This is a genomic window from [Clostridium] citroniae WAL-17108 (assembly GCF_000233455.1).
Taxonomy (GTDB): domain Bacteria; phylum Bacillota; class Clostridia; order Lachnospirales; family Lachnospiraceae; genus Enterocloster; species Enterocloster citroniae.
In genome coordinates this window covers 248982-267166 of sequence record NZ_JH376422.1, presented here as the reverse complement: position 1 = coordinate 267166, position 18185 = coordinate 248982, and the positions used below count along the sequence as shown (strand labels likewise).

23 protein-coding genes are annotated in these 18185 nt (G+C 52.8%); all 23 read left to right on the top strand.

The window, feature by feature from the left end; translation table 11 throughout:
• Positions 1–245 precede the first annotated feature (245 nt).
• The 23 genes from terL (at position 246) to HMPREF9469_RS31825 (ending at position 18032) form a co-directional block, all read left to right on the top strand.
• Positions 246–2000: a phage terminase large subunit gene (gene terL / locus HMPREF9469_RS14410; protein ID WP_007863119.1), complete on the top strand. Its 1755-nt coding sequence runs from the start codon at positions 246–248 to the stop codon at positions 1998–2000.
• A 25-nt stretch (positions 2001–2025) separates the two neighbouring features.
• Positions 2026–3390, top strand: coding sequence for a phage portal protein (locus HMPREF9469_RS14405; protein WP_007863117.1), 1365 nt, complete (start codon positions 2026–2028; stop codon positions 3388–3390).
• Positions 3387–5108 carry a minor capsid protein gene (locus tag HMPREF9469_RS14400; RefSeq protein WP_007863114.1) on the top strand — a complete coding sequence of 574 codons (1722 nt, stop codon included), beginning with the start codon at positions 3387–3389 and terminating at the stop codon, positions 5106–5108. Before HMPREF9469_RS14405 ends, HMPREF9469_RS14400 begins: the two co-directional genes overlap by 4 nt.
• On the top strand, positions 5098–5307 hold the full coding sequence (locus HMPREF9469_RS14395; RefSeq protein ID WP_007863112.1) for a hypothetical protein: 210 nt from the start codon (positions 5098–5100) through the stop codon (positions 5305–5307). The genes HMPREF9469_RS14400 and HMPREF9469_RS14395 overlap by 11 nt, the downstream gene beginning before the upstream one ends.
• Before the next feature lie 65 nt (positions 5308–5372).
• A complete protein-coding gene (locus tag HMPREF9469_RS14390) occupies positions 5373–5741 on the top strand; it encodes a hypothetical protein (protein WP_007863109.1) in 369 nt (122 codons plus the stop codon).
• Positions 5738–5863, top strand: a complete 126-nt coding sequence (locus tag HMPREF9469_RS32635) for a hypothetical protein (RefSeq protein WP_002595613.1) — start codon at positions 5738–5740, stop codon at positions 5861–5863. Before HMPREF9469_RS14390 ends, HMPREF9469_RS32635 begins: the two co-directional genes overlap by 4 nt.
• A gap of 12 nt (positions 5864–5875) precedes the next feature.
• Positions 5876–6550, top strand: a complete 675-nt coding sequence (locus HMPREF9469_RS14385) for a capsid assembly scaffolding protein Gp46 family protein (RefSeq protein ID WP_002595612.1) — start codon at positions 5876–5878, stop codon at positions 6548–6550.
• Between the two features lies 1 nt (position 6551).
• Positions 6552–7505 carry a hypothetical protein gene (locus HMPREF9469_RS14380; RefSeq protein WP_002595611.1) on the top strand — a complete coding sequence of 318 codons (954 nt, stop codon included), beginning with the start codon at positions 6552–6554 and terminating at the stop codon, positions 7503–7505.
• Positions 7506–7521: 16 nt separating this feature from the next.
• Positions 7522–7878 carry a head-tail connector protein gene (locus HMPREF9469_RS14375; RefSeq protein ID WP_007863104.1) on the top strand — a complete coding sequence of 119 codons (357 nt, stop codon included), beginning with the start codon at positions 7522–7524 and terminating at the stop codon, positions 7876–7878.
• 11 nt (positions 7879–7889) lie between these two features.
• The gene (locus HMPREF9469_RS14370) at positions 7890–8252 is read left to right on the top strand and encodes a hypothetical protein (protein ID WP_007863103.1); all 363 of its coding nucleotides are present in this window, start codon (positions 7890–7892) and stop codon (positions 8250–8252) included.
• Complete coding sequence (locus tag HMPREF9469_RS14365; protein WP_007863101.1) at positions 8252–8689, top strand: HK97 gp10 family phage protein; 438 nt, start codon at positions 8252–8254, stop codon at positions 8687–8689. The genes HMPREF9469_RS14370 and HMPREF9469_RS14365 overlap by 1 nt, the downstream gene beginning before the upstream one ends.
• Before the next feature lie 19 nt (positions 8690–8708).
• A complete protein-coding gene (locus tag HMPREF9469_RS14360) occupies positions 8709–9179 on the top strand; it encodes a hypothetical protein (protein ID WP_007863098.1) in 471 nt (156 codons plus the stop codon).
• Positions 9180–9183: 4 nt separating this feature from the next.
• Positions 9184–10254 (top strand): phage tail sheath subtilisin-like domain-containing protein, encoded by a 1071-nt coding sequence (locus HMPREF9469_RS14355; RefSeq protein WP_007863097.1) that lies wholly within the window; start codon positions 9184–9186, stop codon positions 10252–10254.
• A 10-nt stretch (positions 10255–10264) separates the two neighbouring features.
• Positions 10265–10702 (top strand): phage tail tube protein, encoded by a 438-nt coding sequence (locus tag HMPREF9469_RS14350; protein WP_007863096.1) that lies wholly within the window; start codon positions 10265–10267, stop codon positions 10700–10702.
• Between the two features lie 17 nt (positions 10703–10719).
• Positions 10720–11127, top strand: coding sequence for a hypothetical protein (locus HMPREF9469_RS14345; RefSeq protein WP_007863095.1), 408 nt, complete (start codon positions 10720–10722; stop codon positions 11125–11127).
• A 185-nt stretch (positions 11128–11312) separates the two neighbouring features.
• Positions 11313–13430 (top strand): phage tail protein, encoded by a 2118-nt coding sequence (locus HMPREF9469_RS14340; RefSeq protein WP_007863094.1) that lies wholly within the window; start codon positions 11313–11315, stop codon positions 13428–13430.
• 17 nt (positions 13431–13447) lie between these two features.
• Entirely contained in the window at positions 13448–14107 is a 660-nt protein-coding gene (locus HMPREF9469_RS14335; protein ID WP_007863093.1) for a LysM peptidoglycan-binding domain-containing protein, read from the top strand.
• A 19-nt stretch (positions 14108–14126) separates the two neighbouring features.
• Positions 14127–15116 carry an XkdQ/YqbQ family protein gene (locus HMPREF9469_RS14330; RefSeq protein ID WP_007863091.1) on the top strand — a complete coding sequence of 330 codons (990 nt, stop codon included), beginning with the start codon at positions 14127–14129 and terminating at the stop codon, positions 15114–15116.
• A 1-nt stretch (position 15117) separates the two neighbouring features.
• Positions 15118–15345: a hypothetical protein gene (locus HMPREF9469_RS14325; RefSeq protein WP_007863090.1), complete on the top strand. Its 228-nt coding sequence runs from the start codon at positions 15118–15120 to the stop codon at positions 15343–15345.
• 1 nt (position 15346) lies between these two features.
• Positions 15347–15793, top strand: a complete 447-nt coding sequence (locus tag HMPREF9469_RS14320; RefSeq protein WP_002570854.1) for a DUF2634 domain-containing protein — start codon at positions 15347–15349, stop codon at positions 15791–15793.
• The gene (locus HMPREF9469_RS14315) at positions 15793–16509 is read left to right on the top strand and encodes a baseplate J/gp47 family protein (protein ID WP_007863083.1); all 717 of its coding nucleotides are present in this window, start codon (positions 15793–15795) and stop codon (positions 16507–16509) included. The genes HMPREF9469_RS14320 and HMPREF9469_RS14315 overlap by 1 nt, the downstream gene beginning before the upstream one ends.
• Positions 16496–17008 carry a hypothetical protein gene (locus HMPREF9469_RS14310; protein WP_007863081.1) on the top strand — a complete coding sequence of 171 codons (513 nt, stop codon included), beginning with the start codon at positions 16496–16498 and terminating at the stop codon, positions 17006–17008. Before HMPREF9469_RS14315 ends, HMPREF9469_RS14310 begins: the two co-directional genes overlap by 14 nt.
• Before the next feature lies 1 nt (position 17009).
• On the top strand, positions 17010–18032 hold the full coding sequence (locus HMPREF9469_RS31825) for a hypothetical protein (RefSeq protein WP_007863079.1): 1023 nt from the start codon (positions 17010–17012) through the stop codon (positions 18030–18032).
• The last annotated feature ends 153 nt before the right edge of the window (positions 18033–18185 follow it).

Genomic DNA, 18185 nt, shown 5'->3' with positions numbered 1-18185 from the left:
GGAAGCGCGCGGATATAAGGAAACGGAACCAAGCGGGAAAAGCCCGGTCGGGATGGCGAAGCCAGTCCTTCCGGGAACTCCAGGCGGGGTTCCGTTTTTGATTGGGACAAGACCCCGTTTAAATCGTATCAGGACCCGTTTAAAAGCGTTCAAAAGATTCCCAGCGGGGAAACGCCCCAATAGACGGGAAATTCCAAATACGGGCCGTATATGAAGCCGGGAACGGCAGGGAGGAGGTGGGAGCCATGAGGAAAGGAAAGCAGAAAAGCATTGACACCTTGATGGGGGCACTGGCGGAGGCGGAAAGCCGGGCTTTTTATGAGGAAGAGGACAACGTTTTAAACGACCTGGATGAACTTTTGAACGTTTTTTTAAGGAAGGGTGAGGAGCCGGAACGCAGGCAGCTTTTAAAGGAGTATGATTCCGGCCTGCCACTTACCGGACCTGAGGGGATCCGCAGGAAGCTGGGAGCCATTGACATGGAGTTTTTTGGCCGCGCTTACTTCCCCCACTACTTTTCCAAGCCCTCCCCTAGCTTCCACCGGGACCTGGACGCCATCTGGCAGCAGGGCGTGTTAAAGGGCCGCTTCCCCATCACACCGAAGGCAGCCAGGGAGATTGACCGCCTGCCTGGATGCCGCCGGGCCGTGGCAGCCCCCCGAGGCCATGCGAAGAGCACCACGCTGACCTTCAAGGGCAGCATGCATGCCATCCTGTATCAGTACAAGCATTATCCCATCATCCTCTCTGACAGTTCGGACCAGGCCGAAGGATTCCTGGAGAACATCCGTGTGGAGTTTGAGGAAAACGGCCTGATACGGGAGGACTTCGGGAACCTGCAGGGAAAGGTATGGCGTAACAATGTAATATTGACTACCACCAACATCAAGGTGGAGGCCATCGGGTCAGGCAAGAAGATACGAGGCAGGAAGCATCGGAACTGGAGGCCGGACCTGCTGGTGTTGGATGATATCGAGAATGATGAGAACGTCCGGACCGCGGAGCAGCGTTCCAAGCTGTCAAACTGGTTTAACAAGGCCGTTTCCAAGGCAGGCGACAGTTATACGGATATCGTGTATATCGGGACCCTGCTGCACTATGACAGCCTGCTAGCCCATACCCTGACCAATACGGGGTATAAATCCATCAAATACAAGGCAGTGCTCTCCTTTTCCCAGGCAGATGACCTCTGGAAGGAATGGGAGGACATCTACACGGACCTTTCCAATGATTCCCATGAGGAGGACGCAAAGGCATTCTTTGAAGCCCATAAGGCAGAGATGCTCAAAGGGACGGAGGTCCTGTGGGAGGAGAAGCTGTCCTATTATGACCTGATGAAGATGCGGATTGATGAGGGAGAGGCATCCTTTAACAGTGAGGAACAGAACGAGCCCATCAATCCGGATGACTGCCTGTTCCAGGAGGAATGGCTGGATTACTACAACGAAGCCGAGGTGGACTTTAAGGACCGCAGCTTTGTGTTTTACGGCTTTGTGGACCCATCCCTTGGAAAGACCAAGCACAGCGACTTTTCGGCTATCATCACACTGGCTAAGCATAAGGGAACGGGATATATGTATGTGTTTGACGCCGATATCGAGCGCCGCCATCCGGACCGCATCATATCGGATATCCTGGAAAAGGAGCGGCGGATCAGACGGGATTATGGCAGGGGATATAAGAAATTCGGTTGTGAGACGGTGCAGTTCCAATGGTTCTTAAAGGAGGAGCTGGTAAAAGCCAGCGCCAGAGCGGGGCTGTACCTGCCTGTGGAGGAAGTCCCACAGACGGCGGACAAAACGCTGCGCATCCAGACCATGCAGCCGGATATCAAGAACAAATACATCAAGTTTAGCCGACGCCATAAGCGCCTGCTGGAGCAGCTGATACAGTTCCCAATGGGAGCCCATGATGACGGCCCAGACGCCCTGGAGGGGTGCCGGACCCTGGCCAAGAAAGTCAGAAAGTTTAAGGTCATCCCAAGGGAAAGCCTGATCTGATAAGAAAGAGGAAAGAAGGAATCCAATGATTGTATATATGGACCGGGCCTCCATCGAGTCCCTGACGGTGAAGGATATCCGGGAAATCGTGGTGAAGCAGAGTTACCAGATGAAATATCAGAAACTGGAACGCTACTATGTGGGGGATCATGACATCCTGCATTCAGAGAGAACGGATAAGACCGGAGGTGACAACCGGATTGTCAATAACATGGCCCGCTACATCACCGACACGGCCACGGGCTATTTCCTGGGGCAGCCGGTGGTGTACAGCTCCGAGAACGAGGAATATCTGCAGACCATCCAGGATATCTTCGACTATAACGATGAGCAGGATCACAACACGGAGCTGGGGAAACAGTGCAGCATCAAGGGGGACTGCTTTGAGATGGTCTATCTGGATGAGGACGGGAGGATCCGGCTGGGCCTGGTTTTCCCGGAAAACCTCATCCTGTTTTATGAGACGGAAAGCGAGTTCACCTCCCCGCTTGCGGCTATCCGCATGGTGCGGGGCATGGATAAGAATGGGAACATCCTCCTGCGTGTGGAGTTTTGGACATGGACCCGGGTTATCTACCTACGATCTTTTAACGGAGGAATGTTAGAAGTGACCGGGTGGAAAGAGCATTACTGGAATGATGTGCCATTCTGCGAGTACGTCAACAACCGGGAGCGGATTGGGGATTTTGAAGGGGTCCTTTCTGAGATTGATGCCTATAACCGGGTGCAGTCCAATACGGCCAACTATTTCCAGTACAATGACGATGCCATCCTGAAGGTAACGCGGCTGGGGGATGTGGATTCCAAGGACATCGCGCAGATGAAGCGGGAACGTGCCGTTATTCTGGAGGATGGAGGGGATGTGGGCTGGATTTTAAAGACAGTGGATGACACGGCGCTGGAGAACTATAAGAACCGGCTGCGTGAGGATATCCACCTGGGAGCCAATGTCCCCAACATGACAGATGAAGCGTTTGGAGGGAACCTGTCCGGGGTGGCGGTATCCTATAAGCTGTGGGGCCTGGAGCAGATATGCGCCATCAAGGAACGGAAGTTCAAGCGGGCCCTGCAGCGGAGGATTGAACTGATTACCCACGTCCTGAACCTGCTGGGACATAACTATGATTACCGGGACCTTGATATGCAGTTCCGGCGTAATAAGCCGCAGAACATCCTGGAGCAGTCACAAATCATCGGAAACCTGTCCAGCATGCTGCCCAAGGAGACGCTGCTGCAGCTCCTGCCCTTTGTGGACAATCCGAAGGAGGAACTGGAAAAGCTGGAGGAGGAGAAACAGGAAGGGGTGGAATCCTTTGGGATGTACCAGAACCTGGTCCGGGCATTCCGGACCGAAAAGTCTGACCAGGAAGTGGAGGCTGAGAAAAGATGAACCAGCGGCAGCGTAATGCATGGATTGAGGCGGCGAAGGAACAGGTCTTACGGAATGCAGAAGCATCCGATGGATGCGAGGCAGACCTGATGGAGCTGTATGACGAATGTGCCAACGGCCTTGAGAATGAAATCCGGGCCTTTTACAGCCGGTATGCAAGGGACAACCAGCTGACAGAGGCCCAGGCTTCAAAACTGCTGACGGGAAAGGAGTACAGTACATGGAAAAAGTCACTGGAGGGATACCTTGAGGAACTGGAAGGCCAGGGGAAGGATTCGCGGCTGGCCTTGGAACTGAACACCCTGGCGGCCAAGAGCCAGGTCAGCCGGAAGGAGCAGCTGCTGGCAAATATCTATCACAACATGGCCCGCCTGGCTGGCCGGTCAGAAACAGGGCTGACCGGACTGCTGGAAGGACTGGTGCAGACCAACTATGAACGTAAAATGTTCGATATCCAGAGTATCGGGGGAGTGGCCTGGGATGTGTCGAAGGTGGATGAACGGCTGTTAAAGCAGATTTTATCTTATCCATGGAGCGGAAAGCAGTATTCAAAAGCGCTTTGGGATAACACGGACCAGCTGGCAGCGCTGACCCGCCGGGAGCTGACCCTGGGATTCATGAGCGGGGCCGGTGTGGATAAAATTGCAAAGGAGATTGACGATGTGATGGGAAAGGGAAGGTATGCGGCCCAGCGTCTGGTACGGACAGAGGCCATCTACTTTGCCAATCAGGGCCAGCTGCTTGCGTATCAGGATGCTGGGGTGACAAAGTACCGTTTCCTGGGCGGAGGTTGTGAAATCTGCCAGCGCCTGAATGGTCAGGTGTTTGAACTATCAGACGCGAGGGCCGGGGAGAACCTGCCGCCTATCCATCCGAACTGCAAATGCACCACGGTGGCAGCCTATGATATACCCGTATTTAAACAACGCCAGGGAAATCCGCTGAAAAGTAATCCGAAGTTTGAAGAATGGAAGAAAAAACATATGGAGGAATCGGATAAAGCAGAATCAGGACCAGGACAGGAAAATGCGAAGAAAGGCATCTTTGCGAATCTAAAGAATCGGCGGGAGGCGACCGGCCTGCTGCAGCCCTACGCATCCAAGGTAAAGGTGACAGGGGAGGTGAATCAAGCAAATTACAAGAAAGCAGCTGCGGAGCTGGAACGGCAGCTTGCAAAGGCCCCGTTTCAGAAACTGGATGAAATCACAATATTTGATTCCCGGGATGCTCCTGGAAAAATGGGCTCAGCCGTAGGAAAACGATTGCGGATGGGTACGGCGCTCATGAATGCGCCGGAGCAGTATTATGAAGGAAGTGTACTGCACTGGACAAAACGGATTGAAGCTTCCATGGGAAAGCTGCGGGCGAGACTAAATGAAGGGGCGTCGGAAGCAGTCAGGGAGGCATATGGCAGGCAGATGGAATTAAAACGTTACAGCCGGGGAAATGTCTTATATAAAGGCCGTGAGATAGCATGCGTCATCCAGCATGAAATGATGCATATGATTGTAAACGAAACAGGGATGCGGGATGACAGGAAATTAAAGGAATGTTATAATAGGGCTATGAAAAGCGGCGATGTTTATGGTATTTCCTACCGTGCTTCGGAAAATGAACGGGAGTTTATTTGTGAGGCGGCGGTTATGTACGAAAACGGGGAGCCGATGCCGGAATACATAAAACGCCTGGTGAAGGAGTGTAAATCGCATGAAGCATGAGAACTGTGAAAACTGCCTGGTATACGATGAACTGATGGAGGGAATCCTGGCTCCCTGTGATGAAGAGGAGGCATGGAAGCTCCACTACTGTCTGTCATATGAAAAAGGAATCCCAAAAGAGATATGGTCCGGGAAGGACGCCTGCCCGCATCGGATTGAGCCAGAATCATCTGGAGGGAACGATACAGTAACGAAATGAGAATGAGTCCCAGCTATGGGGCTTATTTTATTACGCAAAAATAGGAGCAATGGAAGGAGAATATCATGGAAAAACGTAAATTACTGTTAAAGGACGGAACAGCCATCATCTTGGAAGCCGGATCCTGCCTGGGGCAGATGGAGGCCGCCTATGAGGGGCGGGAAGCCTTAATGGCGGATTGGGAAAAGATGACAAAAGAGAACTTATCCCGGGTACAGATAAAGAACGGTGATACGGTGACCGGGACCTACGAGCACCTAATACTTGGAGATCCGGTGCTGGTAGTCCGGGGAAAGGAGGACGGCACCCTCCTTGCTTCCTGGGGGATCCGGGAACGGACGGAGCTTGAAAAGCTGGCGGACCGAGTAGGGGCAGTGGAGGAAACCACGGATGTGCTTGCTATGGATGCACTGACAGGAGGTGAGGGAGCATGATACAGACATTGACCCGTATCTATCGAGAAACAGGCAACGAGCAATATCTGACCAATGCGGTCAAAAAGAAGTGGATCACAGAGGAAGAGAAAGCCCAAATCATGGCGGAAGTGAATGGATAGGAGGAACATCGGATGGAAGAAGGAACAAAGGCAGCTGTGTCAGATACGGTATTGGAGCAGCAGGGAGAGAAACAGGAGGAGGGGGGACTGCTTGATAAGATACGCAGCCTCCTGGGAGGAAGCCAGAAGAAAGAGGAGGGCCCGGGGGTACAGACGCCCGCAAAGGATGGGAAAACAGCAGGGGAAAAAAAGGAGGAAGGGACAGACGGGAAGGAGGCTTCCCGTGAAAAGCAGGCAGAAAAAACCTATACCCAGGCAGAGCTGGCCGCTGAAATTGAAAAAGCCGTAAAGGAAGCAAAGGAGGCGGAAGAGGCCCGGCGGGCGGAGGAAAAGCGCCTGGAGAAGCTTTCGCCGCAGGAACGGGAGGCCGAGGAGCGGGAGGCTATGAAAAAGGAGAACGCAGAGCTGACCGGGAAACTGAAGCGGATGGAGCTGGAACAGAAAGCGGCCGCTAAGCTGGCGGAGAAAAAGCTTCCGGTCGGACTGTCGGAATTCCTGGATTATACAGATGAAGCCAGGATGGCGGCCAGCCTGGAGAAGATTGGAGCCATGTACCAGGAGCAGTTGGAGACAGGCATCAAGGAGCGGCTTAAGGGCACCACTCCCAAGGGACTGGGAGGAGCAGCCAGCCTGACAGACGGCATGATCAGCGCGGAAATTCAGAAACGAATCAGAGGAGGATTATAAGATGGCAAACACAATTGAGTATGCAAAGATATTTCAGCCGGAGCTTGACGCGGCAGCTGTGGAACAGGCTACATCCGGCTGGATGGAGGTGAACCGTGACCTGGTGCGCTACAGCGGGGGCGATGAGGTGAAAATTCCCAATGTTGTCATGGACGGGCTGGCGGACTATGACCGGGCGAACGGGTTTGTCGCAGGCAGCGTGGACCTTTCGTGGCAGACCATGAAGATGACCAAGGACAGGGGCCGCTCCTTCCAAATCGATGAAAACGATGTGGATGAGTCCGGCTTTGTGCTGGCAGCCGCCAGCCTGATGGGAGAATTCCAGCGGGTCCATGTTGTCCCGGAGATTGATGCCTACCGTTACAGCACCATTGCGCAAAAATGTATGGGAGCGGACTTGGCAGCATACAGCTATACGCCTGCGGAATCGAGCATCTTGAAAGCGCTCTTAGATGATATAGCGGCTGTGCAGGACGTGGTAGGGGAGAACACCCCTCTCATCGTCTCCATCTCCACCCTGGTTTTAAACCTCTTGAATAATTCGGATAAGCTGTCCAGACGGCTGGATGTGACGGATTTTTCCCAGGGAGATGTAACGGTCAAGGTCAAATCCTTGAATGGGATTCCCTTACGGTCCGTGCCGTCCGGCCGTATGAAGTCCAAGTACGTGTTCCAGGACGGAAAGACAGCCGGACAGGAAAAAGGCGGATTTAAGGCGGCGGAGGATGCTATTGACATTAACTGGCTCATCACGCCGCAGAACGCCCCCATCGCGGTTTCCAAGACGGACAAGATGCGGATCTTTGACCCGGATACCAACCAGAAGGCCCGGGCATGGGGCTGGGATTACCGGAGATACCATGATCTGTGGATCACGAAGGAAAAGCTCAAGACCTGCCGTGCGAATTTCAAACAGGCAAAACCGGCCGCTGTGGAACCGGAAGAAACGGCGTAATGGAGGGGAGACGCAGATGACCAGTGAGCAGCTTACATGGATAACCGGGGAGGTGATGGCCTCCCTAAAGCTATCGGATGACAAGAAATCAGATGTGGAGCGGTGTATCCGGCGGATTGGAACCATGGTCCTCATCCGCTGCAATCGGGAGGATATTCCAAAAATGCTGGAGCCGGTGATTGCACAGATGGCGGAGGACACCTTAAAGGAGGAGATGAACCTGTCCGGTGCAGGTGCTGTCTCCTCCGTGACCAGGGGAGATACCTCCATCACCTATCGGGACGACACGGCCCTTACCCAGGCATCCTCCCGGCTTTTGAAAGACTATGAGCCCCAGCTGCGCCGCTATAAAAAGATGAACCTGCCAAAATAAAGGAGGAACACATGACAGAAGCAGATATCCTGGCTTTGACCTATGAAGATACCGTGACTGTTTACCGACCTTTCAAAGACCGTCTGCCAAACGGAGAGACGGTCTTTCACAGGAAAGCGGAGGGAAGGAAGGTTTATGAATCCATCTCCTGCGCTTTGTCCACCCATACGGGAGGAACTCTGAACCGGGAACTGCCCGCAGGAAGTGTCCCCACCCAGTATAGTCTGTTTGTGCGTCCGGAGATAGAGATAGAGCCTAATGATTACCTGGAAATTAAACAGAGGGGACGGCTCACCAAAGCCATGGCCGGACTGGCCGAGCGTCAGCCCTCTCACAACCAGGTCCCGCTTATCCTGGAACAGGAGCGTGTCTGATGGCCGGGACGGAATACCGTATGGATGGACTGGACGAATGGGAACAGGAACTGGCCAGGGCCATTGAGGAGCAGTATCCGGAAGAGTTTAAGGCCATGGTCATCCAGGTGGCCATGGAGCTGCAGGGCAAGGTCGAGGAGAAAACTCCTAAAAAGACCAGCTGGCTGCAGAACAACTGGAAAGTGGGGGAAGTCCGGAAACGCGGGGATGAATATGTGATTGAGGTGTACAACAACGTAGAGTACGCCGAGGCAGTGGAATGGGGACACCGCCAGAAGGTAGGGCAGTATGTTCCGGCCCTGGGGAAGCGCCTGAAGGCAAAGACGGTTAAGGGGGCCCACATGATGGAGCTGTCCCTTGCGGAGCTTCAGGCCGTACTTCCCGGATACCTGCAGGAGTGGATGAACGATTTCCTGAACACCCATGACATTGTATAAGACAGGAGGAACTAACTGTATGGATGAGAACATCTTACAGGCAGTAAAGGACGCGGCCATCGGTATGCTGCGCGGCCATGAACCGGATGTGGATGTGTATGCCGAGGAAATTATGCGGACGGACAGGACGCTGGAACCGGAGAACGAGGATAGCAGTAAATGGTATTTTGTGGAGGTGATTCCCACCTCATTCACGACTATCAGCCCGGACCAGACAGAAGCGGCCCTGATGGTATCCGTAGATTACCATGAGCCAGAGGAGTCAATCCGCAGATATGGCGAAAAGGCCATGGAACTGGACCGCGTATTCCGGCCGGTCTTTCCATTTGCTTACGGAGGAGAGAGGCGGGCAGCCACGGTAGCCCGCGTTACCACCAATATCAGCGGCGGCATGCTTCACCTGACCTTCCCTCTTACCTTCATCGTATCGGACAGGCCTGAGGAAGGAACGGAGATTGGAACACTGGAAATGAGAACCGAGAGAGGATGAGAACATGGCATTAGGATTACCGAACATCACAATTATATTTAAGGGCCTTGCCGCCTCCGCCATCGAACGGAGCGAGAGGGGGATTGTGGCCTGTATTATAAAGGATGACACGGAGGGCGGCCAGAGGCTGTCGGTCTATGAGAGCATCCTGGACATTGACTTTGAGCACATGACGGAAGCCAACTACGGATATTTAAAGCTGCTATTCGAAGGAGGACCCGTGCGGGTGATTGTACTGAGGGAGTCCGCCGAGTCCCCCAACCTGGCTGCGGCCTTGAAGGTGCTGATGTACCTGCGCTGGAATTACCTGTGCTATCCGGATATTTCAGACGAGGACAAGACCACGCTGGCGGCCTGGATCAAGGAGATGCGGGATAAGAACCATAAGACGTTTAAAGCAGTGCTGGCAGCAAGTGCCAGCGATCATGAAGGGATTATCAATCTGACCACGGATGGGATAGAGTCCTCCATTACTGGAAAGACCCACACGGCAAAGGAATACTGTGCACGGATTGCGGGGGTCTTAGCCGGGCTTTCCCTGTCACGCTCCAGCACTTACTACGTGCTGGGAGACGTATTAAAGGCAGAGTGTCCATCGGACCCGGATGAACGCATTAATAAGGGAGAGTTTATTCTGGTGTTTGACGGCGAAAAGTACAAGGTGGGCCGTGGTGTTAATAGCCTGACCACCTTTACGAAGGAAAAGACGGAGGATGTGCGCAAGATTAAGATCGTGGAGGGGATGGATCTATATCAGGACGACATCCGCAACACCTTCACAGACAGCTATGTAGGAAAGTATGTGAATGACTATGACAACAAGCAGCTATTCGTGGCAGCTGTGCGGGCGTACCAGGCAGGACTCGCAGGGGAGGTGCTGGATGCCAGCTATGACAATACGGCATCGGTGGACGCGCAGGCCCAGAAGCAGTACCTGCAGGAACGGGGGCAGGATGTATCCCAGATGACAGAGACAGAAATTCTGACGGCCAACACTGGGGCCAAGGTGTTTATTGCCAGCCATGTGAAGTTCGTGGACGCAATGGAGGACCTGCAGATGACCGTGAACATGTAAGGAGGAGACAATGGCAGGAAACGTGAGAGGGAACCGGACCCTGACCGGAAGCTGGGGAGAGGTCTGGGTGGACGGTGAAAAAATCTTCGTTCTTCAGAAGATTGAACAGAAGGTGGAGGTCAACCGCGAGGATGTGCAGATGGGGATGGACGTGGACAGCAAGATGACCGGGCTTAAGGGGTCAGGCACCCTGTCCATCAAGAAGGTTTATTCCAGGGCAAAGGCTGTCTTGGAAAAGCTAAGTGCAGGCCAGGATGTCCGCAGCCAGATCATTGCAAAGCTGAAGGACCCGGATGCCGTGGACGGCCAGATAGAACGCTGGAGCACGGATAATGTCTGGTGGAACACCATCCCGGTCATCAACTGGGAGACAGGGGGACAGGTACAGGAGGAGTGGGAGTTCGGCTTTACTCCAAGTGACATGAAGAATTTAGACGAAATCAAATAGGACGGAGGAATCGGAAGATGGAACAGAATAAAGAGGATGTTTTTAAACGTTTTTTAGCAAAGGCAGAAAAACGGGCGGAGGAAAAGAAGATACACCGCACCTGCCTGGTCCGGGTGCCAAGTATGGATGAACGGATCCGGATCCGCGGCCTTTCAAAACAGGAGATTGCGGAGGTGTCGGAGATTGATAATACGGATGACCCTTACGCAGGTGATAAATATTCCGTCTACATAGCCACCGTGGAGCCGGATTTAAAAGCGGTTGCCAAGCAGATGAAGGAGGACGGGAACATCCAGGAATACACGGATGTGGTTGACATTTTTGAGATTTACGAGATTAGGCAGATGGCGGAAAAGATCATGGAGCTGTCCGGTGTAAGTGGAAAGAACAAGATTGAGGTCATAGAGGAAAGCCTAAAAAACTAATCCGACTGGATGGAGAGGCGGAATTTTTAAGCCATTACATCCAGAAGGGATTCACCCCGGAATATCTCCTGTCCATGGGACTGTCCCAGAAACTTTTCTTTGTCGCATCCATGCGGCTGGAACAGAAGCGGGAGGAGGAATATTTTAAGGCACTATGCAGGGTACTGTCCAGAAGGAGGTAGGCGATGGGAGGCGTAACAGGAAGCATCAGCCTCAAGGATAACGCCAGCGCCACCTTGAGGAACCTCCGGAGCGAGCAGTCAAAACTCCGTGAGGATACAAAAAAGACATCCAGCGCCCTGAAAAGCGTATGGGGAACACCCAGAAAACTAAAGGCCGATGTAAGCGATGCGACCAGAGCGTTAAAACGTGTCACGGATGCAGCGAAGAAAACCAAACCGGTCACGGTGGCAGTCAAGGCAAAGGATACAGCCACAAAGGTGATTAAGGGCGCTGGAACTGTCCTGAAGGCTGTGGGGAGGCCTGTAACGGCCGTTCTGAAGGCGAAGGATACGGCTTTCAAGGTGGTAAAAAAGACAGCCGGTGCATTGGACCGTCTGGGAAGGAAGGTGGCTTCCCCCGTCATTAAGGTGGTGGACAAGGCCAGCGGGGCCATCAAGGGAATCGTGGGAAGGATTGGCAAGGCAGCCAAGGCTGTGGCGATACCGGTGGGGATTGCTGCGGCAGCCGGGACAGCGGCCCTTGGCGCATCCGTCAGTGCGGGGATGCAGCTGGAACAGCAGCAGATTTCCATTGAACATTTCGTTGGGGCCACGAATAAAGAGCTTTCCCAAGCGGATGTAAAGGCGCAGTCTCAGTCCTACATTCAGCAGCTGAGGGAGAATGCCAATGCGACTCCCTTTGAAACCGGGGAAGTCATCCAGGCTGGTTCAAGGGCCATTTCACTTGCTGGTGGAAGCACCACGGACGCCATGAACCTGGTAACGCTGGCGGAGGATATGGCAGCAGCCAGTGGAGGGACTGCCTCCATCATGGATGCCATCGAGGCCCTGGGAGACTTAAAGGTCGGGGAGACGGAGCGGCTTAAATCCTTCGGCTTCAAGGTTTCAGCGGAGGAGTTCAAAAAGAAGGGATTTTCCGGCGTATCCGGTGAACTCCAGGACTTTTTTGGAGGAGCAGCCGGAAAGCTGGCCGGTTCCGGAGCGGGGCTTATGTCCACGATCACCGGCAAAATGAAGAGCAACGCGGCGGACTTCGGCCTTGGTGTGGTGGAGCAGTTAAAGCCGGTTCTGTCCGAGGTGATTGGGCTAATGGACGAGGCACAGCCCGTCTTAAAGAAACTCAGCTCCGGATTCGGACAGGGACTTGGGAAGGGAATCGGTCTGGCTAAGACCGCCTTCACTCAGATAGCTCCTATCATCAGCAGCGTGGTATCCACGGCTCTGCCCATCGCATCCAGCTTCTTGGGGAGTATGTCCACGGTATTTGGACAGATAGCCCCGGTTGTTACCACGGCCATGGCGGGTATCGGCCCCGTGGTCATGAGCCTGGTGCCGGTTATCCAACAGGCGGCCTCTATCATAGGGGCTGTGGCGGGCGGGATTGGTTCAGCCATCTCCGCAGTAGCTACGGTTGTCACGACCATCATGTCGGAAATCGGGGACAAGATAGGCGGCGTGGTGGAATTTTTAGCGGAACGGTCAGATTTCATCCAGTCCGTTATAGAAACGGCAGGCCCAGCCATTGCCAAGGTACTGGAAACTGCCTGGGGCATCATCAGCCCGGTTATGGACATCCTGATTACCACCTTTGAGCTGGTATTTGGCGTGGTCCAGAAGGTATGGCCCGGCATCCAGGATACAATCAGCGGGGTGTGGTCCCATCTTGAGCCGATATTTGACACCATTGGAAAGGGCGCGGACTTACTGGCCGGGGCCTGGTCCAAGGTTAAGGATTTGGTGACCGGCGGAGGAGATACCGGAAGCGGAAGCTCCGGAAGCGGCGTCAGTCCCGGGAAGAATGCCAGAGGAGACAATAACTGGAGAGGCGGTCCCACCTGGGTGGGTGAGAAGGGCCCTGAGCTGATTGACCTTCCGAAGGGGACGCGGATACTGCCTTCCAAGGAAAGCTTTACCTGGGCAGCTATGGGAGACAGTAATATAATCCAACTTTCCAGATACCCAGCCGATGGAGGGGATGTGACGCCATCTGGTGGAAAGACCATCACGATCCAAATCCAAAAGATAGCGGATGAAGTCCATGTAAGGAGTGAGGATGACATTGAGGAAATCAGCGAACGCACTGCAAAGAAAATCATAGAAGAACTTGACAATACAGCATAAACAGAAAGGAGAGGCATATGGGAAAAACGAGGAAAATCAAGCTGGGAGACATTGTCCTGCCGGTTAACCCGGTAGAGCTGGAAGTCATCACGCCGCAGCTTAATAAGCGTCTGACCCTCCTTAACATGGGGACGGTCAATTTAAAGGGGAACCGGGATGTCGCCACAGCGACAATCTCCTCCTTTTTCCCTAGCCGGGAATCCCCTTTTTACCGCTATGCTGATATGCCCCCTAAGAAATACAGGGCTAAGATTGAGAACTGGAAAGAGAACAAGGAAACAAAGCGCCTGATCATTACGGACATGGGAGTCAACCTGGCTATGCTGATTGACAAATGCAGCTTTAAGGTAAAGGAAGGCAGCGGGGATATGTATTATACGCTGGAGCTGTCGGAGTATCGGAACCTGACCGTGCCGACCGTGTCCATCCCGCTGCAGGTGCGCGACAACGGCTTGAAACAACGCCCGGACGAGGCAGTCCCGGCTAAGACCCATACGGTGGGAAGCGGGGATACCCTTTGGGGGATCGCAAAAAAAGCATACGGGAACGGGGCCCAAAGCTCCCGGATATATGCGGCCAACAGTGCCGTGATTGAAGCAGCCGCCAAGCAGCATGGAAAAAGCAGCAGTAACAACGGCTGGTGGATTTATCCGGGGACGGTCCTGGCAATCCCGTAATCGGAAAGGAGAACGAAAGTTGAATATCCTGGTGGGCGATAAGGATCTGAGTGAATTGGTGGAAACCATAACCTGGAGCGGGGACAGTGGACAGATAGCCAGGAAACTGGAATTTACCATTGCCAAGAACACGCAGGACCCAAACTTCCCAAATGTGACCATTAACGAGGGAGACCAGGTACTCCTTCAGACGGACACGGGAACCTTCTTATTTGGCGGAATTATCTTTGATATTGAAAAGATGGCAGGAAGCAACCTGGTCCGGTATCTGGCTTATGACCTGATATTCTATTTAACAGGATCCGAATTGACGAAGGATTATAACGGGGCTCCGGAGGACATTGCAAGGGATGTATGCGGGGCACTTGGAATCACGGCTGGAACTATGGCAGCCACGGGTATTACAATCACGAATCCATGTGTAAAAAAGACCGGATATCAGGTCATACAATCATCCTATACGGCAGCCGCCCGGAAGAATGGTAAGAAATATCAGCTGATGATGACGGAGGTTAACCGGGTATCCGTCATTGAAAAAGGCCAGGACAGCGGAGTGATACTGACCGGAGATTCCAACTTGTCAGATGCTACTTACAAGACCACCCTTCAAAACCTTGTCAACAAGGTTTTAATCACCAATCAAAAGGGTACCGTAGTGGGGATCGTGGAGGATACAGCCAGCCAGGCGGCCTATGGAACCATCCAGAAAGTCCTGGAACAGGAAGAGGGAAAGGACGCAGCGGCGGAAGCTAAGAATCTGCTTCATGGAAGTGATCCATCCGCTACGGTCACGGGCATCCCGGATGACACACGGGCGATGGCCGGATATGCATTGCTGGTACAGGAGGAAGAAACCGGGCTGATTGGCCAGTTCTTTATTGAGAGTGACAGCCACAAATATTCCAATGGGGAATCTACGATGAGCCTGACCCTTGCATTCCAGAACCTGATGGATGAGGTTGAGATTGATAAGCCATCCGAGGACAAGAAACAGAAGCGAGGAGGATGATATGGGAGGATATACAGCAAAGCTGGCAAGGCGTATTAAGGAGCAAGGGGCAGGCGGAAGCAGTCCCCTCATCCTGGCGGAATATGTGTCGCCATCTGCCATCCGGATTGGTGGGGAACTGTTCTCACATAATGTTCATGGAAACCCACAGTGTGACGCAACGGCCGGGGATACCGTGCTGGCGGCCCAGATAGGAAGCTCCTTTTATGTTATCTGCAGGGAGGTGTGACATGGGGGTATTTCCATTCATTAATACTGAGACAGTCCAGGAAGCCGCGTCCAAGAAACTTCCCTTGTTCCGGGAATATGCGTATGATTTTGAGAAACACTGCCTGAAACTGGATGATGATGGCAGGACCTATCTGGTCCAGGGGAATGAGGCCCTGCGCATCTGGATTTATTTTGCGTTGGAAACAGCCAGGTACCGATATACGGCCTATGATACTACGTTTGGGAGCGAGATAGAGGAGCAGCTGATAGGCCAACCGATGAACGATGAGGTGACCCAGATGGAGCTGGAACGGTACACAACGGAAGCACTGATGTGCAACCCTTATATAGAGGAGCTATCGGAATTCGATTTCGTGCTGCAAAAGGATGGAATCAAGGAGTCATTCCGCTGCAGAAGCGTGTACGGTGAAGAAACCATACAACATGATATAAAGGCGGTGAGGTAATGGAGCTGGAATGGAGCGCATCGGACATCCTGGCCAGGCTGAAGGCTGGGCTGAAAAATGAGGACACCCGGATTGAAGGGAGCTTCTCCATGGATAACATGCAGGCCGTGTCTGAGGAGCTGGCCCGGTACAACAGCATGCTGATTAAACCCCTGTGGGATGAGATTGACCTGCGGATTGACGAGGTCATCACATCCGGAAATGAAAATCACTATGCGTTCTGGGCCAGGCAGGTAGAAAACGCAGAAGGGAAACGGGTTATCGGCAGCGCGCGAGTCCATGGAGTTAGAGATGGGTCTGGAATTGTACACGTGGCCCTGCTCACGCCAGAGGCCGGAGCACCTACACCAGATGTGGTGGAGCTGGTCCGGGCCTACATTGAGACCCAGAGGCCGGTGGGAGCGCAGCCGGTCATCCGTGCAGCTGAGGCAGTGGAAGTGACTATTAACGGCATCATCGAGCTGCAGGAAGGGGCGGATATGGAAAGTGTCCGCGCCCAGGCCGGCAAGGAGGTAAAATCTTACCTGGCGGAAGTTGCCCTGGAGGGAAAGAAAGAAACGGTATTGAATTACTATCGTATTGGGATGCTCATAGGCGGGACGCCTGGCGTGAAGGAGATAGTGGAATATACCGTGAATGAAGGGGAAGAGTCCATGACAGCGGACTATGACCAATTTTTCACATTGAAAGGACTGACATTAAATGCTTCTGGATGAAAAAATGCTTCCGGGAATTAAGATACGGATTCCTCAGATGGAGGACCTGCTCCAGGCGGAGCAGGCGTATCTGGGTGTGGTCTTGGAAGTGGCGGAGTGGCTGCGGGAGAGGATGATACTGTTAAATGAGGAAGTCATGAACATCCCAAACCTGAAGGCCAAGATAAAACAGATAACCGGATGGGACTGCGAGATACTGGAGGATGCGGAGCATCTGACCCTGACTATCCGTTACTATTTTGATGCCAGGGAGCCGGTCCTGGAACAGGAGGAGCGCATCATGAAGTATATCCCAGCCCATCTGAAAGCGGTGCATGAATATCTGCAGCGTTATGCAGGGAAAAGAAAGCTGTATGCGGGCACCACGCTGGGAACCTATGTAAGATACATAGGACGGCCACAGGAAACGAATGGGCACCGGGAAGGGAAGGCCCATGTCAGGGTACAGGGAAATGTGTACATACATACAAAAATGATTGTATATCCGGAGGGAAGATAAGATGGCAAATGAACATGTAATTCAGGCAACAGGAACGTTTGTTGTCAGTAAGGGATTCAGGTTGCTAACAAAGCTGGCGGCATCCCAGGGAAGCCTGCAGTTCACACGGGCTGCCGTAGGGACCGGTAAACCGCCGGAGGGATATTCGCCGGAATCCATGATTGGCCTGAATACTTATAAAATAGATGCGGAGATAGCGGATTACGGGGTACAGGATGACATGGCCTATATCACAGTACAGGTGAGCAGCGACAACGTAACGGAAGGATTTCTGGTCACAGAGGTGGGGGTATTTGCGGAGGATCCGGATGAAGGGGAGATACTGTACGGGTACATGGATATCTCAACGGATCCAACCTATATCTATGCCAATGGGTCCACGAACCGGTCGAAGTTCGCGGAGTTCACTCTGTATGTACTGGTTGGCAGCGTGAGCAATGTGATAGCGGCGGTGACACCGGGAAGTATCATCACCAGGGATACTTTTACGGCTGCTAATCTAAAAGCGATAGATACTCATGGGATACTTGGAGGAGAAGCGGGTGCAGGGACCACCGGCCAGGGTCTGATAGATGCCATTGCAAATAAGCTGCTGACCGAGTTTGTAACGAACACCGTTTTAATGGAACGGCTGGGAACGTATGTCCTTAAGAGTAAGATAGTAAATGATTTTCTGTCTACGGATGAGGAAACAGTGCTATCGGGGCCGATGGGAAAGCTGCTAAAAGAGCAGCTTAATGTGCTCAATACGGATTTAAGTAACAGGTTTGCGAGCAGAGTTGCTGACTGCAATTTCCTTACTGAGGGTAAAAGCGAGACGGTAGTAATGGCAATTTGGGATAATAATACACTCAATACACCATATAAGCAGGGAGTCAGTGGATTTGGTAATGGCTTTGTTATCGGTATGTCTCTTGAGCTTGCCTGGGCTATTCAGGTTGCTTTTGCAGTGTCAGATACTAACTTGTTTGTCCGAAGTTATACTCTTGCTGGAATCGGTTGGACCGGTTGGCGAACTATATAATTGAAAAGGAAAGACATCCTGCATACCTCCCTGCACCACAGGGATTTGCAATGATATCCTTTTTATTAAGTAAACGGCATAGAAATGTCGCCGTTTTCCCAGCCTGTAATGCGCCCGTGCCTGACGATTGTTGATTCAGGCAGTCCGCTTACA